General features: G+C 68.5%; 25 protein-coding genes. 7 read left to right on the top strand and 18 right to left on the bottom strand.

Features of this window, described 5'->3' with window-relative positions:
* Nucleotides 1-13: 13 nt before the first annotated feature.
* On the bottom strand, nt 14-865 hold the full coding sequence (gene kdsA, locus FFI97_RS15455; protein ID WP_139700322.1) for a 3-deoxy-8-phosphooctulonate synthase: 852 nt from the start codon (nt 863-865) through the stop codon (nt 14-16).
* 169 nt (nt 866-1,034) lie between these two features.
* On the opposite strand from kdsA, the gene FFI97_RS15450 reads away from it, so the two are divergent.
* Nucleotides 1,035-1,637, top strand: a complete 603-nt coding sequence (locus FFI97_RS15450; protein WP_139700324.1) for an SMI1/KNR4 family protein — start codon at nt 1,035-1,037, stop codon at nt 1,635-1,637.
* Nucleotides 1,638-1,647: 10 nt separating this feature from the next.
* On the opposite strand, the gene FFI97_RS15445 is transcribed toward FFI97_RS15450, so the two are convergent.
* Nucleotides 1,648-2,505, bottom strand: coding sequence for a LysR family transcriptional regulator (locus FFI97_RS15445; RefSeq protein ID WP_139700326.1), 858 nt, complete (start codon nt 2,503-2,505; stop codon nt 1,648-1,650).
* A gap of 82 nt (nt 2,506-2,587) precedes the next feature.
* On the opposite strand from FFI97_RS15445, the gene FFI97_RS15440 reads away from it, so the two are divergent.
* Complete coding sequence (locus FFI97_RS15440; RefSeq protein ID WP_062469294.1) at nt 2,588-2,965, top strand: tautomerase family protein; 378 nt, start codon at nt 2,588-2,590, stop codon at nt 2,963-2,965.
* Nucleotides 2,966-3,013: 48 nt separating this feature from the next.
* Here the strand turns inward: FFI97_RS15440 and FFI97_RS15435 are convergent, their stop codons facing one another.
* Entirely contained in the window at nt 3,014-4,408 is a 1,395-nt protein-coding gene (locus FFI97_RS15435; RefSeq protein WP_185993617.1) for a lactonase family protein, read from the bottom strand.
* A 312-nt stretch (nt 4,409-4,720) separates the two neighbouring features.
* Nucleotides 4,721-5,905 (bottom strand): homoserine O-acetyltransferase, encoded by a 1,185-nt coding sequence (locus tag FFI97_RS15430; RefSeq protein WP_139700330.1) that lies wholly within the window; start codon nt 5,903-5,905, stop codon nt 4,721-4,723.
* A gap of 238 nt (nt 5,906-6,143) precedes the next feature.
* On the opposite strand from FFI97_RS15430, the gene FFI97_RS15425 reads away from it, so the two are divergent.
* Both FFI97_RS15425 and FFI97_RS15420 read left to right on the top strand, forming a co-directional pair.
* Nucleotides 6,144-7,199, top strand: a complete 1,056-nt coding sequence (locus tag FFI97_RS15425) for a sensor histidine kinase (protein ID WP_185993616.1) — start codon at nt 6,144-6,146, stop codon at nt 7,197-7,199.
* The gene (locus FFI97_RS15420) at nt 7,196-7,990 is read left to right on the top strand and encodes a LytR/AlgR family response regulator transcription factor (RefSeq protein WP_139700334.1); all 795 of its coding nucleotides are present in this window, start codon (nt 7,196-7,198) and stop codon (nt 7,988-7,990) included. The genes FFI97_RS15425 and FFI97_RS15420 overlap by 4 nt, the downstream gene beginning before the upstream one ends.
* A 33-nt stretch (nt 7,991-8,023) precedes the next feature.
* On the opposite strand, the gene FFI97_RS15415 is transcribed toward FFI97_RS15420, so the two are convergent.
* The 14 genes from FFI97_RS15415 to fliF form a co-directional block, all read right to left on the bottom strand.
* Nucleotides 8,024-8,905: a hypothetical protein gene (locus FFI97_RS15415; RefSeq protein WP_139700336.1), complete on the bottom strand. Its 882-nt coding sequence runs from the start codon at nt 8,903-8,905 to the stop codon at nt 8,024-8,026.
* A gap of 110 nt (nt 8,906-9,015) precedes the next feature.
* Nucleotides 9,016-9,813, bottom strand: coding sequence for a flagellar biosynthetic protein FliR (gene fliR / locus FFI97_RS15410; protein WP_139700338.1), 798 nt, complete (start codon nt 9,811-9,813; stop codon nt 9,016-9,018).
* Nucleotides 9,810-10,079, bottom strand: a complete 270-nt coding sequence (gene fliQ / locus FFI97_RS15405; protein WP_062469313.1) for a flagellar biosynthesis protein FliQ — start codon at nt 10,077-10,079, stop codon at nt 9,810-9,812. The genes fliR and fliQ overlap by 4 nt, the downstream gene beginning before the upstream one ends.
* Nucleotides 10,076-10,807, bottom strand: a complete 732-nt coding sequence (gene fliP / locus FFI97_RS15400) for a flagellar type III secretion system pore protein FliP (RefSeq protein ID WP_370680129.1) — start codon at nt 10,805-10,807, stop codon at nt 10,076-10,078. Before fliP ends, fliQ begins: the two co-directional genes overlap by 4 nt.
* Before the next feature lie 23 nt (nt 10,808-10,830).
* Nucleotides 10,831-11,301, bottom strand: coding sequence for a flagellar biosynthetic protein FliO (gene fliO / locus FFI97_RS15395; RefSeq protein WP_139700340.1), 471 nt, complete (start codon nt 11,299-11,301; stop codon nt 10,831-10,833).
* The gene (gene fliN, locus FFI97_RS15390; protein ID WP_062469325.1) at nt 11,298-11,726 is read right to left on the bottom strand and encodes a flagellar motor switch protein FliN; all 429 of its coding nucleotides are present in this window, start codon (nt 11,724-11,726) and stop codon (nt 11,298-11,300) included. The genes fliO and fliN overlap by 4 nt, the downstream gene beginning before the upstream one ends.
* A complete protein-coding gene (fliM, locus tag FFI97_RS15385; RefSeq protein WP_062469328.1) occupies nt 11,719-12,720 on the bottom strand; it encodes a flagellar motor switch protein FliM in 1,002 nt (333 codons plus the stop codon). The genes fliN and fliM overlap by 8 nt, the downstream gene beginning before the upstream one ends.
* Nucleotides 12,721-12,750: 30 nt before the next feature.
* Entirely contained in the window at nt 12,751-13,266 is a 516-nt protein-coding gene (gene fliL, locus FFI97_RS15380; protein ID WP_139700342.1) for a flagellar basal body-associated protein FliL, read from the bottom strand.
* 117 nt (nt 13,267-13,383) lie between these two features.
* Nucleotides 13,384-14,712: a flagellar hook-length control protein FliK gene (locus FFI97_RS15375; RefSeq protein ID WP_139700343.1), complete on the bottom strand. Its 1,329-nt coding sequence runs from the start codon at nt 14,710-14,712 to the stop codon at nt 13,384-13,386.
* 19 nt (nt 14,713-14,731) lie between these two features.
* A complete protein-coding gene (gene fliJ / locus FFI97_RS15370) occupies nt 14,732-15,190 on the bottom strand; it encodes a flagellar export protein FliJ (protein ID WP_062469337.1) in 459 nt (152 codons plus the stop codon).
* A complete protein-coding gene (fliI, locus tag FFI97_RS15365; RefSeq protein ID WP_062469466.1) occupies nt 15,187-16,614 on the bottom strand; it encodes a flagellar protein export ATPase FliI in 1,428 nt (475 codons plus the stop codon). Before fliI ends, fliJ begins: the two co-directional genes overlap by 4 nt.
* A 4-nt stretch (nt 16,615-16,618) precedes the next feature.
* Nucleotides 16,619-17,383 carry a flagellar assembly protein FliH gene (fliH, locus tag FFI97_RS15360; RefSeq protein ID WP_139700345.1) on the bottom strand — a complete coding sequence of 255 codons (765 nt, stop codon included), beginning with the start codon at nt 17,381-17,383 and terminating at the stop codon, nt 16,619-16,621.
* Nucleotides 17,370-18,371: a flagellar motor switch protein FliG gene (gene fliG / locus FFI97_RS15355; protein ID WP_062469343.1), complete on the bottom strand. Its 1,002-nt coding sequence runs from the start codon at nt 18,369-18,371 to the stop codon at nt 17,370-17,372. Before fliG ends, fliH begins: the two co-directional genes overlap by 14 nt.
* Complete coding sequence (fliF, locus tag FFI97_RS15350) at nt 18,364-20,064, bottom strand: flagellar basal-body MS-ring/collar protein FliF (RefSeq protein WP_139700347.1); 1,701 nt, start codon at nt 20,062-20,064, stop codon at nt 18,364-18,366. The genes fliG and fliF overlap by 8 nt, the downstream gene beginning before the upstream one ends.
* Nucleotides 20,065-20,344: 280 nt before the next feature.
* Here fliF and fliE point away from each other — a divergent pair, with 280 nt between their 5' ends.
* From fliE to FFI97_RS15335, 3 genes are all read left to right on the top strand, one after another.
* Nucleotides 20,345-20,662: a flagellar hook-basal body complex protein FliE gene (fliE, locus tag FFI97_RS15345; RefSeq protein ID WP_139700348.1), complete on the top strand. Its 318-nt coding sequence runs from the start codon at nt 20,345-20,347 to the stop codon at nt 20,660-20,662.
* 166 nt (nt 20,663-20,828) lie between these two features.
* Entirely contained in the window at nt 20,829-22,484 is a 1,656-nt protein-coding gene (locus FFI97_RS15340) for a flagellin (RefSeq protein ID WP_139700350.1), read from the top strand.
* Between the two features lie 163 nt (nt 22,485-22,647).
* Complete coding sequence (locus FFI97_RS15335; RefSeq protein WP_139700351.1) at nt 22,648-23,013, top strand: flagellar protein FlaG; 366 nt, start codon at nt 22,648-22,650, stop codon at nt 23,011-23,013.
* The last annotated feature ends 5 nt before the right edge of the window (nt 23,014-23,018 follow it).

Here is a 23,018-nt window from a genome sequence, read left to right as displayed (position 1 = left end):
GGGCGCGTCCTGTTCAGGCGCGGATGTGCAAGGGCGCGAACGACTTCACCAGGTCGTCCAACGCCTTCAGCTGCGTGAGGAACGGCTCCAGCTGGTCCAGCGGCAGGGCGCTGGGACCGTCGCACTTGGCCTGCGCCGGGTCGGGGTGCGCTTCGAGAAAGAGGCCCGCCAGGCCCACCGCCAGGCCCGCACGCGCCAGCTCGGCCACCTGCTCGCGCCGCCCGCCCGAGGCGATGGCGGTGGCCTCGCGCTGCTGCAGCGCATGCGTCACGTCGAAGATGACCGGCAGGTCCCCGGTGACCTTCTTCATGGTGCCGAAGCCGAGCATGTCCACCACCAGGTTGTCGTAGCCGAAGCAGGTGCCGCGGTCGCACAGGATGACGGAAGAGTTCCCCGCCTCCTTGAGCTTCTCCACGATGTTGAGCACCTGCGTCGGGCTCAGGAACTGGGGCTTCTTGACGTTGATGACCTTGCCGGTTTGCGCGAGCGCGACGACCAGGTCGGTCTGGCGGGCGAGAAACGCGGGCAGCTGCAGGACGTCCACCACTTCGGCGACGGGTTTCGCCTGCCAGGGCTCGTGCACGTCGGTGATGACGGGCACGCCGAACGCGGCCTTGACGGCCTCGAAGATCTTCAGGCCCTCTTCCAGGCCGGGGCCCCGGTAGGAGTGGATGGACGAGCGATTGGCCTTGTCGAAGCTCGCCTTGAAGACATAGGGAATGCCGAGCTTCTGCGTGACCCGCACGTACTCTTCCGCGGCACGCAGGGCCATGTCTTTCGACTCGAGGACGTTCACGCCGCCGAACAGGACAAAGCCCTTGCTGTTGCTGACGTGGATGGCGGGGGTGATGGCGACGGTGGTCAAGGCGAGCTCCTCTGAAGTGTCTGTTGCCCCGCATTCTCGCGGTTCGGCTTCTGGCCCAGAATGGCCCCCTGGCCACCTACGGCCTGAACCTGCCTGGCCGATAGGGACGGTGCACGACCTCGACACGGGGCCGGCGCGCCGTGATCCGCGTTAGGCTGCAGCGAACGCCATGAAAGTACTTTTCCCCAATCCCTTCGGCCGCGCGCCAGCCTCCGCGCAAGCGGTCGACGCGCTGCAGCGCCGCCTCGGTTTCTCCGACGCCTACGCCACCTTCCTGCGAACTCAGAACGGCTTCTCGCTGTACGAGATGGAACAGGCCGGCGACATCGCGGCCTATGTGCTGCCAGACGGCACGGCGAGCAGCGCGTCGCACGCCAACTTCCGGGTGCTCAACAGCTTCGGCGCCTCGGACCCCCACTGCGACCTGGAGACGCTGCAGGCCGAGAGCCTGCTGGCCGACTGGTTTCTGGACATCGGCAGCGACCCCGCGGGCAACCCGTTCGTGGAGGTGCTGCACGGCCGGCACAAGGGCCGCATCGCCAGCCTCGACCACGACCTCTTTGCAGGCAAGCTGGACACGCAGGAATTTCTGGCCGACATGGAACTGGCCCACCTCTCATCGCTCAGCCTGGACGCGCAGGCCGATGCGCTGTGCGACGAGGCGCAGGGCCTGGTGTGGTTCCACGCCAGCGACATGCAATCCTTCCTGGACCATTGCATCCACTGCGACGACGATTTCTGGGGCTTCGTGGTGGACGAACGCGCGCCCTGACGCGGTTGGATCAGTTTCTCGCCACGCTCCTGAACGCCGCAGACAGGGCGTCCACGGCCTCGCGCGCCCGAGCCTCCCGGACCCTGGAGTGCAGCAGGACCGGCAGGCGCGGCAGATCAGGCAGACCCAGCTTGGGGCCCACGTCGACACAGCCCAAGGGCAGCATGCGCGGCGCCAACGCCGCGACGCCCAGGCCGGCCATCACCGCCGCCGCCACGGCCGCGACGCCGCCCCCCACAAACACCTCGGTCCACGGGATGCCGGCCGTGTGCAAAAGCTGCTCCGCCAGCGCGCGCACGCCGCAGGGCTGCGCCATCGTGGCCAGCGGCAGGGGCTCACCCACGCGGTGCTGCCAGCCTGCGGCAGCGAACCAGCCGAAGCGCTCCTGCGTCAGAAGCTTTCCGTCCGTGCGTCCCGCGTGCAGCCGGACGATGACCGTGTCGAGTTCCCGTCGGTCGTAGCTCTGGAGCAGATCGCCTGACGAGCCGATCCGGATGTCGATCAGCAGCTGCGCGTCTTGCGCGTTCATGCGGGCGATCAGCGCGGGCAACTCCGGGCCTGCCACGTGGTCGCTGATGCCGATGGTCAGTCGCTGGCGGGCGCTCGCAAAGGCCGCCAGCGTGCGATCGTGGACCGCCAGGAGTTCCCGGGCATGTCCCAGGAAGGCGGCACCGCGCGCTGACAGCTCCACGTGCCGCGGTGTGCGCTCCAGAAGCCGGCAGCCCAGCCTGTCTTCGAGGCGTTTCAGTTTCAGGCTGATCCCTGCCTGCGTGGTCTGCATGACTTCCGCGGCGCGCGTGAAGCTGCCCAGCTCGGTGATGCGAACGAAGGCCTGAACGGCGTCGAGATCCAGTGGGCGATCAGTCATGACAAAAGATTGTTATTGAGATAAGTATCAATAGCAAATCCGAATACATAACATCCGCTGTTCCAAGATGACCGGAGTAGCGATGCCCACCATTCACATCTCGATGCGCGCGGGAAAGCCAGAGGCTTACCGGCAGGCGATCTTCGACAGCCTCTATCGCGCTCTGCGCGACACGTTGAACGTGCCGCAAGACGACCAGTTCATGACGATCACCGAGCACGAGGCCGCCAACTTCCGATATGGAGGCGCCTTCGGCGTCGCGCGCAGCGACGATCTCCTGTACATCCAGATCACCGTTTTCAACACGCGCACCGCGCAGCAGAAGAAGGCGCTGTTCCAGCGCATCGCGCAGCTGCTGGCCGAGAGTCCGGGGATACGCCCGGAGGATGTGTTCGTGACCCTTGCCGATGCACCCAGGGAGAACTGGTCCGTCGGGCACGGGCTGGCGCAATTCGCCTGAGGAACGGCGGCCGTCGGGCGGGCGAGAAATTGCCGGCCAGCCCCGGTGCTACCGGGACAAGGCCAGGGACGTCGGGCCGATCCCCCCGGTCGCCACCGCCGGCACGGCCATGGGCGCCAGGGCCCCTGTGTCGGCATCGATGGTGTAGGCCGACACGTCCTTGGAGACGTAGTTCGTGACGTAGGCAAAGCGACCCGTGGGGTCTAGGGCGATGGCGGTGGGGGACGTGCGTGTGGCCACCGTCGGCAAGGCCATGGGCGTCAACGCGCCGGTGCCGGCATCGATGCGGTAGGCCGACACGGTGTTGCCGGCCATGTTCACCACGTAGGCAAAACGGCCTGTGGCGTCCACGGCGATGGCGCGGGGGGATCGCCCTGTGGCAACGGTCGGCATCGGCGTCAGCACGCCGGAGCTTGCATCGATGGCATAGGTCGACACTGTGTCGTCGACCATGTTCACGACGTACGCAAACCGGCCCAGGGGATCCAGGGTCATGGCGGACGCGCCGACCCCCGCGGGCACCGTCGGCACGGCCAGCGGGCTCAACGCACCGGAGCTTGCATCGATGGCAAAGGCCGACACGGCCTCGGCGCCCAGATTCGTCACGTAGGCAAAGCGGCCTGTGGGGTCCACGGTGATGGTGTGGGGGGACGACCCCGCGGCCACCACTGGCACGGCCATCGGACGCCATGCGCCGGTGGCGGCATCGATGGTGTAGGCCGACACCGTGCTGGCGCCCGCGTTCGCCACGTAGGCAAAGCGGCCCGTCGGGTCCACGGCCATGGACATGGGCATCGCGCCCGTGGCCACGGTGGCGAACGGCGTCAGCACGCCGGTGCCTGCACCGATGGCGTAGGCGGACACGGTGCTGTCGCCTGAATTCGCCACGTAGGCAAAGCGGCCCGTGGGGTCCACGGTGATGGCGAGAGGGTTGGGACCTGTCCCCAGCATCGGCGCGGCCATCGATCCCAACGCGCCGGTGCTGGCGTCGACGGTGTAGGGAAACAGGTTGTCGGACCCTGAATTCGTCGCATAGGCGAAGCGCGCCGCAGGCGCGGCACAGACCACGGCCACGTCGGCAATGGCCGCATCCGTGACCGTGCCGGTGCCATGGCTGACGGTACAGACCCGGGTCAGGATGCGGGACTGGCTCTTGACCGTGACCGCGTAACCCGCGCCACTGGCGACTTCGGTGGCGAAGCTGAAGCTGCCGTCGGCCGCGATGCGCAGGTCGTCAACGGCGTTGTTCTGCAGCACCAGGCCCGTGCCCAGCAGACCCTTGACCGTGCCGCTGACCTTGTAGGTCGGCGCGGGGGCTGCGGGTGCGGGTGCTTCCGGCGATGCGGGAGGTGCCGGGGCCGGGGCTGGGGTTGCCGCCCAGAAGGCGGGGAGCGAGCTGCCGCCATTGCCGCCCCCACCGCAGGCGGCCACGCCGACGACCATCAGGGCGCTCAGCGCGACTTGGCCCAGTCGGGCGGACCCGCAACGCCAGGTGGACGGCTCGCGATTCGCATGAGGCGCATGCCGATGCGCAGGGAAGGAACGAGGGGACAGGACAGGGGCCAACATGGGTGAGATTTGCTTGGATGTCATGCGTTGCACGCAGCGTTTCCAAGTGTGTCGAGCCTGCATGCATCGCGCTATCCCAGAAAACTGGTAGACGGAATTCGAAGGAGGGCGACTTCCTCTTCTCGACAGGACGCCTTCTCGCAACGCCGCAGACCCAAGGTCCCGGTTCGGTCGCTCACCGCGCGCCTACTTCGCCAGGAGCGACGCAATCGCCGGCCCGGCCAGGCCGATGGTGGCACCCAGTGCATCGGCGTGGCCATTGGGACTGTTCATCTCGACATACTCTGCCGGCGTGCCTTGCGCCTTGAGGATCTCCACGGCGCGTTTGGACAGGAGCGGCGGAAAGATCTGGTCCGAGCTGATGCCCACGAACAGCGACCTGGCCTTGATGCGCTCTGGCTTGGCGCTGGGCAACTGCAAGGCCTTCAGCGTGTACAGCCAGCTGTTGGCGTCCATGCCCTTGGCACGCGCTTCGCCGATCTTCTCGAGGGTGGCATCGACCGCAAACTGGTTCGCGGCCGCTTCGCCGGGGTTCTTGCCCGGGTCGGCCCACCTCTGGCCGAAGGCCTTGTCGGCCCAGGCGAAGCTGAGCGCGTCGAGCGTGACCAGCCGCATGGCCTGCGTCATGCCTGCCAGCGGCTCGGCTTTGCCGTGGTAGTCGCCGTTAGCCCAGTTCGGGTCCAGCCGCACGGCCGCGCCCCACGAGCTCATCTTGGCGATGGCGTAGGCCGGGCTGTCGACGCCAGGACCCACGATGGACACCAGGCGTTGCACGCGCTCCGGGTAGGCCGAGGCCCATTCCACCGACATCCAGGCGCCGGCCGACGCGCCCGCCACGGCGTAAATGGTTCGAATGCCCAACGCATCGAGCAGGGCCTTCTGCACCTCCACCGTGTCCCGCGCAGCCAGCACCGGGAAGCGCGGGCCATACGGTTTGCCGGTGGCGGCGTCGATGCTGGCCGGGCCGGTGCTGACGACGGTGGCCGATGCGCGATTGGGGTTGGCCAGCGCGTCGGTCGCGATGACGAAGAACCGATCGGTGTCGATCGGCAGGCCGGCGCCGATGATCGTGTCCCAGTAACCCGGCGCGGCGTCGCTCGCCGCATACCGGCCGGCGGCGTGCGAGGTGCCGGTGATGAAGTGATTGATGAGGATCACGTTGTCTCGCGCCGCATTCAGACGGCCATAGGTTTCATAGCCGATGCGCACGCCCTTGATGACCTGGCCGTTCACGGTCGTGTAGGTGGGCAGGTTGAACACCTGCTTTTCCACGATGCCGTCGAAGGCCTGTGCGTTCGTCGTGACGAGGGCGGCACAGACGGCGGCCGCGGCGCAAAGCAGCGTGTTCGAAAGAGAAGAAGATCGTTGCATGGGGACTCCCGGGTGGTGAGGTCCGCACTGTCGACGGCCGCTGCCAGGCGCGCATCCGGTTTGGCGCCCAAACGCCCAACCGAGGGCGTCAACGGTCGTGAGGCGGTATCGAGCGGTCGCCGTTCGGTCCCCTCAAACGACGGCTCGAGGACAAACTCGCCCCCACGGGCCCTCGATCGGTGGCGGCATGGCGTGCCAACCTCTACAGTGGCGCGATGCATGCTGCCGACGGCCACCCGTGATCCGCGTTGATTCACCGATTCCCGCCCGCTGGCTGGGCGCAGCGCGGCTGACAGCCAGTTCGTTCCTGCTGTGCGCGATCGCGGCCGGGCTGCTCTTCTGGGCCGCTCCTGCACTCGAAACGCCGGCGCGTTTGTTCGTCTTCGTCGAATGTGTCGGCATGGTGTTCATCGCGTGCGTCGCGGTGCTGGGCCGCTTTGGACGGCTGCGGCGAATGCAGGCGCTGCCCCGTTGGCTTCTGACCGGCGCGATCGCCATCCCGACGGGGTACTTCGGCGGTCACCTGGTCGCGCTTCTGATCCTGGACGAACCGATCGGCCGCGTCGTGGGTCATGACAGCGACTACATGGTGGCGTTCGCCTTCGGCCTGGTGCTGGCCATGTTCGTCCTCTACGTCGCTGCGACGCGTGACCAGCTTGCCAAGGAGGCGGTCGCCCGATCCGACGCCCAGCGCCTGGCCACCGAATCGGAACTGCGGCTGCTGCGTGCGCAACTCGAGCCTCACATGCTGTTCAACACGTTGGCGACGCTGCGCTCGCTCGTCGACGAAGACCCGCGACAGGCCGAGCGCATGATCGACCAGCTGATCGTCTACCTGCGCAGCACGCATGCAGCGTCACGCGACGAGGTGACGACGCTGCAGTCGGAGTTCGCCCAGCTGAGGGCGTACCTCGAGATCATGTCCTTGCGCATGGGGCCCAGGCTGGCCTATCGGCTCGACTTGCCCGCCGAGCTGGAGCGGATCGCCATCCCGCCGATGCTGTTGCAGCCGCTGGTCGAGAACGCCATCAGGCACGGCCTGGAGCCGAAGTTGGGCGCAGGGGGCGTCGAAGTGCTGGCACGTTCGATCGAGGGCGGCATCGAGGTCGCTGTGGACGATTCCGGTCTGGGCTTGTCGCCGCACCTGCCCGCTTTTGGGGGCAACGAGGTCTGCGGGGCCGGACTGAAAAATGTGCGTGATCGCCTCCAGACCCGCTATGGCTTGCGTGCGTCCCTGTCTCTGCAAGCCCGATCGCCGTGCGGCGTCCGCGCGGTCGTGAGGATTCCATCGTGAGCGCGTGGCGCGGCGTGATTGCCGAAGACGAGCCGGTGCTGTCGCGAACGCTGCAGCGCTTGTTGCACGAAGCCTGGCCCGAGCTGGAGATCGTGGGCGTTGCCGACGATGGCCTGAAGGCGATCGAACTGGCACAGACCCTGGCGCCCGATGTGATGTTCCTGGACATCAAGATGCCGGGCAAGACCGGCCTGGAAGTCGCCGAGGCCGTCGCCGACGAGTGGCCCGACGACCAGGCCGAACCGCTCTTCGTCTTCATCACCGCGTACGACAACTTCGCGATCTCGGCGTTCGAGCATGCGGCGATGGACTACATGCTCAAGCCGGCGACGCTCGAACGCCTGCAGGTCTGCGTGCAACGTCTGAAGCAAAGGTTGCACGAGCGCGCCCGGACACCGGCTGCCGGTGGCATGGCGGCCCTGATGGAGCGCGTGCAGTCGATCACCGATCCGGCCGATGTGCCTGAAAAGATCAGGGTCATCCGCGCCGGCGTCGGCAACACCGTGCGGATGATTCCGGTCTCGGAGGTGATCTGCCTGGAAGCCGCCGAGAAGTACGTCAATGTCGTCACGGCCCAGGGCGAGGCGCTGGTGCGCATGAGCCTGCGCGATCTGGTGTCGCGGATCGACGCCACCGACTTCACGCAGGTGCATCGCGGCGTGCTCGTCAACACCCATTGCGTCGTGAGCGCCACCCGCGACGAGAACGGGCGCTACAGCCTGTCGGTGCGGGGCCTGGCGCGATCGCTCAAGGTCAGCCGGGCGTTCGGGCACCTGTTTCGCGCGATGTAGCGGGAGCAGGCTTGTTGATGGCCAGGGCCGGGGTCATCGTCTTGGGGCGCGCAGCCTCGCAATGCCGAAACCCAATGCCACGGCGACGCACAAGAATGCCAGCACGGCCAGCCAGGTGGATTGGGTGAAGTAGTAGGTGCCCAAGGCCGCACCCGCCGCCACGAAGGCGCCCAGCCATTCCAGGGCGGGGTCGAGCCAGCTCTTGGCAGCGTGCGCCTTGGGTTCCGCGAACGCGCGATCGTGTTCGTCGATCTGCTGTGTTGTTGTCGGCGATCTGCGGGCCTTCCGTTGTCGCGGGTCGGGGAAGTGCTCTCGCAACGCCGGCGTGGGCCAGGCGCCATCGCTGGATGACGCGAGGCCGCTCAATGTCCAGACCGGGTCCGCATCGTGCCTCGCAAGATCCGACATCAGGCTTTCGAGCGCCTTGCCGTCGTGGAGACCGTCGATGTCCCCAAGATCGGCGCGCAGCCATGGCTCGGCGTCGGCCGCATCTGGCAAGCCGGAGGTGCGCAGCAGGAGGTAGTCCCCGAAGTGCTGCGCAATCAGTGCTTCAAAGGACGCGTAGATCGGGCGGTAGCGTTCTCCGACGGCGCCGAGGATCGCTTCACGCCGTGTCGCCAGCCGCGCAACCGCTGCGGCCTTGTCAATGACGAGGTAGGGGTAAGTCGCGTCGGCGCCGAAATCCTCGATGCATTCCTCGCGGTCGACGGCCGAGGCTTCGTCGTCGATGTCGTATTCGTCGATGAAGCGCGCGTACCGGATGTCGCTGGTGCTGAAGAGTGCCCGCCAGAACAGCGGGAAGAACGCGTTGGCCTCCAGCTCCGCGCCATGGCCGAAGAAACTGCGCCATTCGTTGCGGCTGCCTTCCGGCATCCGGGGCAGGGAGGAGCTGGACAGATAAATGGGGTGTGACATGCGCGATCTTCCGTGTTGCGGCCGGAATCATCTTAGTGGGAGTGGCGCGTCATCCAGCGGCCCTGCTGCCCTTCAAACCAGCGGACTGGCCGCAAGCACAGGTCCAACCCTCAAGGCCGCAACCCCTGCGTGAACCGCAGCATGTTCGAGAGCGACTCCGCAAACCGCGGCTCCAGGAACGCCACCAGGTGCGGCATCAGCAGCTGCAGCATCACCAGCCCCGCCAGCAGCGTGAGCGGAAAACCCACCGCGAAGATGCTGAACTGCGGCGAGGCGCGGTTCAGGATGCCCATGGCGAGGTTGAGCGTGAGCAGCGCGGTGATCAGCGGCAGCGCCAGCAGCAGGCCGCTCGCGAAGATGTCGCCGGCCGCGAGCACCAGGAACATCCAGCCGCCGGCCGCCAGCGGCGCATCGGCGATGGGCAGCGTGTGAAAGCTCGCGGCCAGCGCCTCCAGCATGAGCAGGTGGCCGTCCAGCGCCATGAAGATCAGCATCGCCAGCATGTTCAGCAACCGCGACACCACCATCGTGCTGCCGTGGCTCATGGGATCGAAGAAGGACGCGAACGACAAACCCATCTGCAGGCCGATGTACTCGCCCGCGGCCAGCACGGCGGTGAACACGAGCCGCATCGAGAAGCCCATGGCGGCGCCGATCAGCACCTGCTGCACGATGATCCAGAGGCCGCCTGCCGACACCACGGGCACTGCGGGCAGCGGCCCGATCGTGGGCGAGATCACCAGCGTCAGCACGGCGGCGATGCCGACCTTCACCTGCCGCGTCGCCCAGGGCTCGCCGAACACCGGCGCCGTGGAGACCATGGCCAGCATGCGAACGAAGGGCCAGAGAAAGGCCACCAGCCAGGCCTCGAGCTGGCCCGAGGTGACGGAAAAGACCGAGGGCGTCACGCCAGCATCTGCGGGATGCTGGCGAACAGGGCGCGCATGTAGTCGAGCATGCGGTCGAGCATCCACGGCCCGGCGATGACCAGCGTCGCGAACACCGCGAGCAGCTTGGGAATGAAGGACAGCGTGGCCTCGTTGATCTGCGTGGCCGCCTGGAAGATGCTGACCACCAGGCCGATCACCAGCGCCACCAGCAGCAGCGGGGCGCCCAGCAGCAGCGAGATTTCCATGGCCCGGTGGCCCATGGTCATGACGGATTCGGGCGTCATAAATAGAAGCTCTGCGAGAGCGCGCCGATCAGCAGCTGCCAGCCGTCGGCCAGCACGAACAGCATGAGCTTGAAGGGCAGCGCGATGGACGCGGGCGGCACCATCATCATGCCCATCGACATCAGCACGCTCGCCACCACGAGGTCGATGATGAGAAAGGGAATGAAGATGGTGAAGCCGATCTGGAAGGCCGTCTTCAGCTCGCTGATGACGAAGGCCGGCAGCAGGATGCGCAGCGGCACGTCTTCGGGCCCCTGCATCTCGGGCGCCTTGGCGAGCCGTGCGAACAGCGCCAGGTCGGTCTCGCGCGTCTGCTTGAGCATGAAGGTCTTGAAGGGCGCGATGCCGCGCTCCAGCGCCTTCTCGGCGCTGAGCTTGCTTTCGGAGAAGGGCACGTAGGCCTCGGTGTAGGCCTTGTCGAACACCGGCGACATCACGAAGAAGGTGAGGAACAGCGACAGCCCCACCAGGATCTGGTTGGGCGGCGAGGTCTGCGTGCCGATGGCGGTGCGCAGCAGGCCCAGCACGATGAGGATGCGCGTGAAGCTGGTCATCGACAGCAGCAACGCGGGCAGGAAGGTGAGCGAGGTCAGCAGCACCAGCGTCTGCACGCTCAGCGACCAGGTCTGGCTGCCGCCGGGGCCCGGCGTGCTGGTGAGGCCGGGCAGGCCTTGGGTCCACGCGGCGGCGGGCAGCGTGGCGGCGAGCAGCAGCAAGGCGGTGCGCAGGCCGCGGTGCAGGGCAGGGCGCGTCATGGCGCAGTACGCGCTTTGCCCGCGAGCGAATCGCGTAGCTTCTGGGCGAACAGGCCCACCGGGTTCTGTGGCGACGTGGGTGTGACTGCCGCAGGCGTTGCCTGGGCCGGCAGCGTGTGCAGCGTGCGGACCTGGCTGCTGGTGACGCCCAGCACCAGCCACTGGCCGGCCACGTTCACCACGACCACGCGCTCGCGCGGGCCGACCATGGCGGTGGACACCACCTTCACCACCTGGCCGCCGCCCAGCCGCTGCAGGCCGAAGCGCCGCGCCAGCCACGCGCACAGGAAGATCAGGCCGACGACCGCCGCCATGCCGAAGCCCGCCTGCAGCAGGCCCGCGCCACCGACCGCAGCGGGCGGCGCGGCTTCGCGCACCGGTGTGGGCACGGTGGGCAGCGCGGCATGGACCGCATGCGCCGCATGCAGGCCCAGCGCCAACAGCGAAGACACCCGCGCCAGGTTCATGCGCGCGCGAGCTTCTGCATGCGCTCGGAGGGCGTGACGATGTCGGTCAGGCGGATGCCGTACTTCTCGTTCACCACCACCACCTCGCCCTGCGCAATGAGGTAGCCGTTGATCAGCACGTCCAGCGGCTGGCCGGCCAGGCCGTCGAGCTCGACCACCGAGCCCTGCGACAGCTGCAGCAGGTTCTTGATGGTGATGCGCGTGCGGCCGATCTCGGCGGTGAGCTGCACCGGCACGTCGAGCACGCGCGCGATGTCCACGGGCGTGGCGGACGATGCAGCCGGTGCATCCTGGATCTGCTGGAAGACCTGCGCGGTGGCCGGCGCCACGGCCGGGTCGGGCGCGGGCGCGCTGGCCGCGGTCTGCTCGGCCAGTGCGCTGGCCCAGTCGTCCGCGTCGCTGGCGGCAGAGGTGTTGTCAGTCATGGTCGTTCTTCGAATCGCTGTCTTGGTGGGAGATCATGTGTTGCACGCGCAGGGCGTAGCGCTCGTTGGAGGTGCCGTAGCCGCAGGCCATCACGGGCACGCCGCCGACCTTGGCGACCACCGTCGCCGGCAGCTCGATGGGAATCACGTCGCCCACGCGCAGCTTCATCACCTCGCCCAGCGTCGAGGGCATGGTCACGAAGTCGGCGGTGAGCTCGACGTCGGCGGCCTGCATCTGGCGCGACATCTGCGTGACCCAGCGCTTGTCGACCTCGACCTCGTCCTGGATCGGGTTCGAGAGCAGGTCGCGGATCGGCTCGATCATCGAGTAGGGCAGGCACACATGCAGGAAGCCGCCGATGGGGCCGAACTCGATCTGCAGCGTGGTGTTGATCACCACCTCGTTGGGCGCCACGATGTTGGCGAGCTTACCGTGCATCTCGGCGCGCACGTAGTCGAAGGCCAGCGGAAACACCGGCTGCCACGCGTCGCCATAGCACTGCAGCGACAGGTCGAGCAGGCGCTTGATGATGCGCTGCTCGGTGCGCGTGAAGTCGCGCCCTTCCACGCGCACGTGGTAGCGCCCGTCGCTGCCGAACAGGTTGTCCACCACGAGGAACACCAGCTTCGGGTCGAACACGAAGAGGGCGGTGCCGCGCAGCGGCTTCATGTGGACCATGTTGATGTTCGCGGGCACCGGCAGGTGCCGCACGAACTCGCCGAACTGCTGGATCTGCACCGGCCCGACCGAGATGTCGGGGCTGCGGCGCATGAAGTTCAGCAGCGCGCTGCGCAGGCCGCGCGCAAAGCGGTCGTTGATGACCTCCAGCGTGTGCATGCGGTTGCGCACCACGCGGTCGGGCGCGCCGAGGTCGTAGGCCGGCAGGCCGTCGGGCGGCGGCGCGGGCGCGGCGGCCTGGTCGAGGTCGCCGCCGGTGACGCCCTGCAGCAGCGCATCGACCTCGTCCTGGGAGAGCACCTGTTCATACGCCATGGATCGCGGGTCCGCAAACGGGCATCGTCGTCACTGCACGACGAAGGAGTTGAAGGACACGCTCGCGATGCCCAGCTCGGGCAGGCCCTCGGCCAGCGGTGCGTTCAGCACGCCGTGGATCTCCGTGGCCAGCCGGGCCTTGTCTTCCGAGGTGACCAGCGATTCGGGCGGGCGGTTCGACAGCAGCACCAGCAGGCGGCTGCGCAGCTCGGGCATGAACTCCACGATCTGCGCCTTGGCCTGCTCGTCGCGCACTTTCAGCGCCATGCCGATCTGCAAAAAGCGCGAGCGGCCTTCGGATTGCAGGTTGACGGTCAGCGGTTCCAGCAGAAGGAAGATGGGCTTCTCGGGCACCGGCGCCTTGGCCGTCTCGGCGGCGGCGTGCTCGGTGAAGCGGGGCAGCACGAAGACGTAAGCCGCCGCGCCGGCCGCGGCCAGGCCGAGGACGGCCACGAGCCCGATCAGCAGTTTCGAGGTGCGGCGCGAGGCCGGCGGGTCGGTCGCGACCGACGCAGCCGCGGTGGCGGCGGGAGAAGAGGTAGCCATGGTGAAACGGTGGACGGGTCCGATCTATTCTTTGCGAAGTCGCCCACCGGCGAACGGCCGAACAAGCGCACAAAGGCGCTTCACATCCGTTCATTGGGGGAGGCGGGCGGGGCGGTTTCAGGCGAAGGTGTCGACGCCCGGGCCCGTGCGTGGGGTGGCAACGGGGCGGGGTGCTGCCGTTGCCGTGCGGGCGATGTCGGTGGCAGCGGAAGTGCCCTGTGGTCGCCATGCGCCCTGTCGCTGGTGTTGCTGCTGCTGTTGCTGCGCGAACGCCGCGTCCTGCCCGAACGGCGCGCGCGTGTCCGCGCCCACCGAGGTCTGGCCCAGCGTGATGCCCTGCTCCGACAGGCTGGTGCGCAGCTGCGGCAGCGCGGCCTCGACGGCCTTGCGCACGCTCTCGTGCGCCGACACGAACGCGGCCTGCGCCTGGTGCTCGCCGACCGACAGCGTGACCTTCAGCGGGCCGAGGCCGGCGGGGTCGAGGTTCAGCTCGGCCGTGTGCGTGCCGGTGAGGCTCATGCGCGCGAGCTGCTGACCGAGTGCGGGGGCCCATTTCTCGCTGCCGACTTCGGGCGCGAGCGTGTGCATGGCGGGGCGTGCGACGGGGCTTTCGGTCGTGCGTTCTGTGGGAGTGGCGGCGGGTTGTTGAAGTGCAAAAGAAGCTGCTGGGGTTGCCGCGTCGTCGCTTGAAGCGGTGGCGGGCACTGCGGCGACAGGTGCGGCTTCTGCCGTCACGGGCTTCGCATCGGCAGCGGGCTGGGCTTGCGCTGCGGCTGCGAGCTGTTCGGTGGTCGTGGTGCTCACGGTGCGCGGTGCGCTGGCGCGGCCTGATGCGGCGGTGCCGACGGGTGGGCCGGCAGGTGCGGCCACCGGCTTCTTGCCATCGACAGCCATCGGCTGCGCGGCCACGGCGGCGCGCACGATCTCGTACAGCGAAGGCGGTGCCGCGTTGTCGGCTTCGGGCGCTGCGCTTTGTGCGGTGGCGGTTGCGGTGGGGGCGGAAGCGTCTTTGGTCGCGATGGCGGGCGCGGGTGTGGGGGCGGCGTCGCTGCTCACGCGGACCGTGCCTGCAGGCAGGCCGGCCTGTGCGTCGGGCGTGACCGGCGCCAGTGAAGTTTCTGGCGCACTGCTGCCCTGCGTGGCCTCACCTCCCGCAAGCACCAATGCCTGTTGCGGCGTGACGGCGGCAGCAAGAAAAGCGAGGTCCGGCTCTGCAGGCTGCGCGTCCCGGATCTCTTCCGCAAGGTCCGTCTTGCGCAGCGGCTTGGCATCCGCCACCACGGTGTCGGCATCCGACGCCTTCTCGGCCTGGCTCGCACGCGAACGTTCGAGCGCGGCACCGAACGCGCGGCCCTGCGTTTCGTCGGCACTGCGGCCACGTGCGCCGCCCTGCGCCACCGGCGAAGTGGCGGCAGGCGTGACAGTCGGCGGGATCATGGGAGGCATGTCGGTTCCTGGAGGAGATTCAGTGGGTGGGGTGCGAGGCGCGGTCGAAGAACTGGCGGGCGGCGCGTTCGTCGCTGTCGCGCTGTTCGCGCTTGGCCTGCGCCATCAGTTCCTGTGCGCGCACGCGATCGGCCAGCGTGTCGAAGGAGCTGAGGCGGCGCTTCTCGCGCTGCCAGTCGGTGCGGCCCCGGTCGAGCTGGTGCCCGGCCCGCTCGGCGATGGCGCGCTGCTGCGCGATCGCGTGGTCGAGCGTGCCGAGGAAGTTGCGGTAGTTGCGCCACTGCGACGACGGCAGGCCGCCGCGCATCAGCGTGTCCAGCTGCGCGTGGTAGTCCTGGCGGTACTGCAGCAGCAACTCGAGCTTCTGCTGCGCGCTCAGGTGCGCGCTCTGCAAGGCGCCCAGGCGGCGCGCGGCGTCGTCGGTCTGGCTCTGCGCCAGGTCGATGAGCATGCCGAGGGGGAGCTTGCTGCTGCTCATGGGCGTCCTGGGGAAGGTGTGTTCGTGAACAGGCTGTCCATGTGGGCGATGGCCTCCTCGTAGCCGGTGCGCTCGTGCATCGACTGCTGCAAAAAGGCCTCGATGCGCGGGTACATCGCGATCGCCTGGTCCAGCTGCAGGTCGTGCCCCGGCGCGTAGGCGCCGACGCTGATCAGGTCGCGGTTGCGCTGGTAGCGCGACAGCATCTGCTTGAAGCGGCGCACGGTGTCGAACTGCGCGGGCGCGATCAACGACGTCATCGCGCGGCTGATCGAGGCCTCGATGTCGATGGCCGGGTAGTGCCCGGCCTCGGCCAGCGTGCGCGAGAGCACGACGTGGCCGTCCAGGATCGCGCGCGCCGAATCGGCGATCGGGTCCTGCTGGTCGTCGCCTTCCGAGAGCACGGTGTAGAAGGCGGTGATCGAGCCGCCGCGCCCCTGCGCGTCGCGCGCGCCGTTGCCGGCGCGTTCCACCAAGGCGGGCAGCCGCGCGAACACCGAGGGCGGGTAGCCCTTGGTGGCGGGCGGCTCGCCCACGGCCAGCGCGATCTCGCGCTGCGCCATTGCATAGCGCGTGAGCGAATCCATGATGAGCAGCACGTCCTTGCCCTGGTCGCGAAAGTACTCGGCCAGGCAGGTGGCGTAGGCCGCGCCCTGCAAACGCAGCAGCGGCGAGTTGTCGGCCGGCGCGGCCACCACCACGGCGCGGGCCAGGCCTTCCTCGCCCAGCGTGTTCTCGATGAAGTCCTTCACCTCGCGACCGCGTTCGCCAATGAGGCCGACCACGATCACCTCCGCGCTGGTGTAGCGCGCCATCATGCCCAGCAGCACACTCTTGCCCACGCCCGAGCCGGCAAACAGGCCCATGCGCTGGCCGCGGCCGACGGTGAGCATCGCGTTGATGGCGCGCACGCCCACGTCGAGCACCGAGTCGATGGCCGCGCGCGACAGCGGGTTGATCGGCGGCGCCGCCAGCGGCACCTGGCGCGCCACGTCGAGCGGGCCGAGCCCGTCGAGCGGTCGGCCGGCCGCATCGACCACGCGCCCGAGCATGCCTTCGCCCACGGGCAGGCGCTTGGTGTGCGCGTCGCCGGTCGCACCGGGCTCGCGCAGGCCGGGTCGCGCGAAGACGCGCGCGCCGGGCAGCAGGCCCGCCACTTCGGTCTGCGACATGAGGAAGAGGCGGTCGCCGGCGAAGCCCACCACTTCGGCCTCGGCATGGCGCTGCGGATGGCCGGGCGGCAGCTCGATGAGGCAGTCGCTGCCCACGGGCAGTTGCAGGCCCACGGCTTCGAGCACCAGGCCGACGGCGCGCGTGAGGCGGCCCGAAGCGGTGGTGGTCGTGCTGCGGGCGACGTCGGCCCGCGCCTGTTCCAGCACGGCGCGCACGCTGTTCAGATGAGGGTTGGTGGGCGCGGTCTGCATCGGCTCAGGAAGCGTCGCCACGCAGCGCCGCACCCACGCGCTCCCAGCGCGTGGCCAGGCTGGCGTCCAGCTCGCCGGTGGCCGACTGCACGCGGCAGCCGCCGCGCGCCAGGCTGTCGTCGGCGCGCAGCTGCCAGCCGGCCGCCTCGATCTCGTTGCCCAGGCTGTTCTTCACCAGCGCGATGTCGTCGGGGTGCAGCAGCAAGCGCGGTTCGCCGCGCAGCGCGGGTTCGGCGTGCAGCAGGTCGCGCACCAGCGGCAGCACCCATTCGGGCTCGGCCTGGTAGGTGCGGTGCACCACCTGGCGCGCCACGTCGAGCGCGAGCGCGAGCACGGCTTCGGCCAGTTCGGCCTCGGCGCCGCACAAGGCTTCGGGCAGCGAGCGGGCGAGCGCGCGCAGGCGTTCGGCGTGCACGCTGGCGGCGGCGAGGCCGGTGGCCAGGCCTTCGGTGTGGCCGACCTGGCGGCCTTCGGCCAGCCCGGCGGCGCGGCCTTCGGCTTCGCCCGCGGCGCGCGCTTCCTTGCGGATGCGGGCCAGCTCGGCGAGGTCGACCTTGGGTGCGGGAGGCGCAGGCGGTGGAGAAGGGCGCTGCGCCGTGTGACGCGAGAGGGCCGCGCCCGACGGCGCCTTGCCATCGAGCGTGCCCATCTCCCAGCGCTCCCACGCCGACAGCGCGGGCGTGCCGGCGCCGGCCTGGCGCGCGGCCGCGTGGATGGCGGCGAGGCGCTCGCGTGAGCCTCCGAAGGCGCCGGGGTCAGACGAAGTCATCGGTGCCAGGCGCCGCGATCACGATCTCGCCGGCGTCCGCCAGACGGCGGGCGACCTGCAGGATGGCCTTCTGTTCGGTCTCGACCTGCGACACGCGCACGGGACCGCGCAGCTCCATGTCCTCGCGCAGCGTCTCGGCGGCGCGCTGCGACATGTTGCTGAGGAACTTGTCGCGCAGCTCCAGCGGCGCGCCCTTGAGCGCGATGATGAGCGAGTCGCTCTCGATGTCCTTGAGCAGGCGCTGGATGCTGCGGTCTTCCAGGCCCAGCAGGTTCTCGAACACGAACATCTCGTCGACGATGCGCTGGGCCAGCGCCTCGTCCTGCTCGCGCACATGGGCAATGGCTTCTTCTTCGACCGTGGTGCTCATCAGGTTGACGATCTCGGCCGCGGTGCGCACGCCGCCCAGGCGGCTGCGGCGCAGGCCCTGGCCCGCGAGCATCTCGGTCAGCACCTCGGTCAGCTCGTTCAGCGCCGAAGGCTGCACGCCGCCGAAGGTGGCCACGCGCATGATCACGTCGTGGCGCAGGCGCGCGGGCAGTTTCTCGAGCACTTCCGACGCCTTCATGCGGTCCAGGTGCACCAGGAGCGTCGCGAGGATCTGCGGGTGCTCGTCACGGATGAGTTCGGCCACCTCGCCGGCCTCGAGTTCGTTCAGGCGCTCGATGCCGCCGTGCGGCTCGTCGGGCTGCAGGATGTCTTCCAGCAGGTTGCTCGCGCGGTCGTCGCCCAGCGCCTTCTTGAGCACGGCGCGGATGTAGCTGGTCGAGCCCAGGTGCAGCGCCGACAGCTGCTCGGTCTCCTGGCGGAACTCGGCCAGCACCGAGGCCAGCTCGTCGCGCGAGACCGCGCTCAGCTTGGACATGGCCAGGCCCAGCGCCTGCACCTCGGAGGTGGGCAGCAGGTGCAGCGCGGCGGCGGCGCGGTCTTCGCCCAGCGCCATGAGCAGGATGGCGCTCTTGCGGGTGCCTGCTTCGCTGCTAGTCATCGGAGTGCATCCAGTGCTGGATCAGGGCGGCCACGAGCTTGGGGTCCTTGTCGGCGGTCTGCTGGGCGTAGTCCATGTCGGCCTTCTGGCGTGCGGACTCGCGCTGCTGCAGGGTTTCTTCGGGCTCGGCCGGGGCCGTGCCGGTGGGGGCCACGGCGCTCGCATCGGCCACGGGCGGTGCGGGTGGCGGCGCGGCCAGGTGCCGGCGCATCAGCGGACGCCCCACGGCGAACCAGGCGAACAGCGCGAGCAGGCCGATGAGCAGGTAGGGGATCAGCGTCTTGCCGAGCGCGAGGTTGTCGCGGTCGCGCCAGAAGGGCACGTCGGGCGCGGGGCCGGCCTCGCTCTCGCCGTCGCGGGCGAAGGCGCTGTTGACCACGTTGAGCGAGTCGCCGCGTTCCTGGCTGAAGCCCATCGCTTCCTTGGCGAGGTTGCGGATCTGCTCCAGCTCGGCCGGCGCGAGTGCGCGGGCGCTGGTCTTGCCGGCGGCATCGACCGTGTCGCGGTGGTTCACCACCACGGCGACCGACAGGCGCTTCACGCCGCCGGCGGCCTGCTGCACGTGGCGGATGGTGCGGTCGAGCTCGTAGTTGGTCGTGACGTCCTTGCGCGTGTTGCTCGGGCCGGCGGGTGCGGCGGTGGGTGATGCGTTCGGTGTGTTCGGTGCGCCCGGCGCATTCGGCGGCTTGGGCGCGGTGATCGGTGCCGTCGGGTTCACCGGCGGCTGGTTCGACAGCGCGCCCGGCACGCCGCCCGGCGGCGCGCCGTTGTGCTGTGCCGATTCGCTGGACTGCTGGCTGCGGATCGCGGCCTGCGCCGGGTCCTGGTTGGGCCGGTACTTCTCGTCGGTGTGTTCCACCACCGAGAAGTCGATCTCGGCCGCGACCTGCGCGCGCACGTTGCTCGCGCCCACCAGCGGCTGAAGAATGGCTTCGATGCGGCGCACGTAGCCCTGCTCGATCTCCTGCGCGTACTTGAGCTGGCTCACGTCGAGGCCCTGGCTGGTGCCGCGCGCCGACGACAGCAGGTTGCCGCGCTGGTCGACCACCGTGACGCTCTTGGCGTCCAGGTCGGGCACGCTGCTAGACACCATGTGCACGATGGCGCTCACCTGGCCTTCGTCGATGCTGCGCCCGCGCATCAGCGTGAGCACCACCGAGGCCGAAGGCTTCTTCTGGTCGCGCACGAACAGCGACGGCTTGGGCAGCGCCAGGTGCACGCGCGCCGCTTCGATGCTGCCGATCGATTCGATGGAGCGCGCCAGTTCGCCCTCGAGCCCGCGCTGGTAGTTGACCTGCTCGGCGAACTGGCTGGTGCCGAACTTCTGGTTGTCCATCAGTTCGAAGCCCACGCCGCCGGCCTTGGGCAGGCCCTGCGCCGCGAGCTTCAGGCGCGTTTCCGCCACCTTGTCGCCCGCGATCAGGATCGCGCCGCCGCCCTCGGCGAACTTGTAGGGCACGTTCATCTGCTGCAGCGACGCGATGATCGCGCCGCCGTCGCGGTCCGACACGTTGGTGTAGAGCACCTTGTAGTCGGGGCCGCGGCTCCACAGGAAGAAAGCGGCCGCCACCGTCACCAGCGCCGCGGCGCCGAGGATCAGCGGCAGCCGGGGCTGCGCGCGCATGCGCTCCAGCATCGGGGGCAGGCCGTTGGCGCCCGCCGCCAGGCCGCCCGTGGGCGCGGCCGTGCTCATCGGCGCGCCTTCGCCGGGGCCGCTGCGCCGCGCAGGGCCGGCGCCGGAGTGAGAGAAGGAATTCGGTGTTGGGATGTCATGCCGGTGGCCGGCGACGTCGTGCGCGGCCTGTGGTTTCGCGAACGATTGTCAGCAGGCGATGTGGAATTCGATCGGTCGAACAGCCGGGGGTTTTGCCCTCAGTTGCGCGTTTGAATGGGGGTCTTCCCTTGATACGCTGCCTGCCGGTCGGAGCGCTCGCGCGCTCCGTGTCAAGTCAGCTGGAAGTGAACTTTTCCCCATGTCCATCAATGCCATCGAATCCGTCCTGCAGCAGATGCGCGCCACCGCGCTGGCCAGCGGCATGGGGCCCACGACGACTGCGCCGGCCAGCGCCGGCGGCTTCGCGGCGGAGCTGCAGCGCTCGCTCGCCAACATCAGCGGCGCGCAGCAGCAGGCCTATGCGCAGGCCGAATCGTTCGAGTTGGGCAAGCCCGGCGTGGCACTCAACGACGTGATGGTCGACCTGCAGAAGGCCAACGTGGCGTTCCAGACCGGGCTGCAGGTGCGCAACCGGCTGGTGACGGCCTACCAGGAAATCATGAGCATGCAGGCATGACGAGGCAGAGGGCGGCAACGTAGAACTTTTTTCGTTGCGGCCCTAAAGGTTTGCGGACACCCGCCGATATCCCCTTCAACGATGGCTTGAGTCTCACCGTGGAAGCGGGTCCAGCGTTACGGCCGATGGCCGGAGTCCACAACCTTTTGTCAATCAGGAGTCGAACATGGCGCAAGTCATCAATACGAACAGCCTTTCTCTTCTCACGCAGAACAACCTCAACAAGTCGCAATCGGCCCTGAACACGGCCATCGAGCGCCTGTCGTCCGGCATGCGCATCAACAGCGCCAAGGACGACGCCGCCGGCCAGGCCATCGCCAACCGCTTCACCGCCAACATCAAGGGCCTGACGCAAGCTTCGCGCAACGCCAACGACGGCATCTCGATCGCGCAGACCACCGAAGGCGCGCTGACCGAAGTCAACAACAACCTGCAGCGCATCCGCGACCTGTCGGTGCAAGCCGCCACCGGCACCAACTCGGCCACCGACCTGGACTCGATCCAGTCGGAAATCGGCCAGCGCCTGGACGAAATCAACCGCGTCTCGGAGCAGACCCAGTTCAACGGCGTGAAGGTCCTGTCGGCCAACGCCGGCAAGCTGACGGTGCAAGTGGGCGCGAACGATGGCGAAACCATCGACATCGACTTGCAGGAAATCAGCGCCAAGACCCTGGGTCTGGACAACTTCAACGTGAACGGCAAGGGCGCCACCAACAAGGCCGCCACCGAAGCCGACCTGCTGGTCGCCGGCTGGGCCAAGGGTGCCACCACCAACGGCAACACCGCCTACACGAAGAACACCGTGGCCGCCACGGCCAACGACGTGCTCGGCAAGATGCAGGACAAGGGTACGGTCGCCATCGGTGCGAACACCACCTACACGTACAGCGCTTCGTCGAAGAGCTACACGCTGACGGAAACGGGCCGCACCGGCGCGGCACTGACGGATTCGCTGAAGGCGCCGGCTGGCCAGAGCCTGTCCGCGACCGTGACCCTTGGTGGCAAGTCGACGGACGTCAAGATCGACAGCTCGGGCGGCATCACTGCAGCCGATGGTTCGGCCCTGTACATCGACCCAACCGATGGCAACCTCACGCCGACCAACAACGGCGGCGGCGCCGCCGTCCTTGCAACCGTCGCATCGCTGACCACGGCGATGGATACCGCCGGCGACACGATCAAGATCAACAACACCGGCGCCGTGTTCACGACCACGGCTGCTGGCGTGATGGACGTCAAGAACGAGCCCGTGGCTGCTGCGACGGTCAATGCCCGTGTCAACGCGTTCGCGGCTGTGGCCACGATCGACATCGACGGCGCTGCGGGCGCCACCAACCCCTTCAGCGTGGCCGTCAACGGCGCGGTGACGGGGGCTGCTGCTGCTGCCCAGTTCGTCGACATCAGCGGTGCCATTAGCGCCGCCACGTCGGAAACGATCACGATGCACGAAAACGGCGCCGTGACCGACAGCAAGGCCAACACCGTCTACGCAGACGCAACGAAGACCGGCGCCCTGACCACCAAGACGGTCAGCAACACCACCGCAACGGTCGACCCGCTCAAGGCCCTGGACGCCGCCCTGTCGAAGGTCGACAAGCTGCGCTCCTCGCTGGGTGCGGTGCAGAACCGTTTCGACTCGGTGATCGCCAACCTCGGCACCACCATCACCAACCTGTCGTCGTCGCGTTCGCGCATCGAAGACTCGGACTACGCCGTGGAAGTGTCGAACATGACGCGCGCGCAGATCCTGCAGCAGGCCGGTACCTCGGTGCTGGCCCAGGCGAACCAGACCACGCAAGGCGTGCTGTCGCTGCTGCGTTGATTCGCTGAGACCGCCGGGCGCCCCTCGCGAGGGCGGCGCCCGGTGTCTTGCTTTTTTGCTCGCAGGCCTTCGGGGCGACCCGAAGCCGCCTGCGTTGTCCTGTGCGGCCACGCTGGTGGCGAGGCCGCACAGGACAACGAACTCCAGAAGAAGAACGCAGACCATGTCCCAGCCCGTACCCGCCGCCTCCGCCGTGGAAAGCCCCTGGCTGCAGCAACTGCTCGCCGGCCGCACCGGCGGTGCCGCTGCGGCCGCCGCCGAGGCCACCGCACTGCGCAAGGCCGAGGCCGAGGTCGAGGAGGCGACGCCGGTGCAGATCGAGATGGCGGTGAAGTCCGTCAATGCCTCGCTGGAGAGCCGCTCGATCAGCCTGCAGTTCGAGGTGGACCGCGACACCGACAAGCTCATCGTCAAGGTGGTCGACCGCAGCAACGGCGAAGTCATTCGCCAGATTCCGACCGAAGAGGTCGTTCGCATCGCCAAGGTCATGGACCGGCAGGCCGGGCTTCTGGTGAGCCAGCAAGCCTGATCACG

It is taken from the genome of Variovorax sp. KBS0712 (assembly GCF_006323185.2).
GTDB lineage: Bacteria > Pseudomonadota > Gammaproteobacteria > Burkholderiales > Burkholderiaceae_C > Variovorax > Variovorax boronicumulans.
This window is presented reverse-complemented; position numbering and strand designations above follow the sequence as displayed.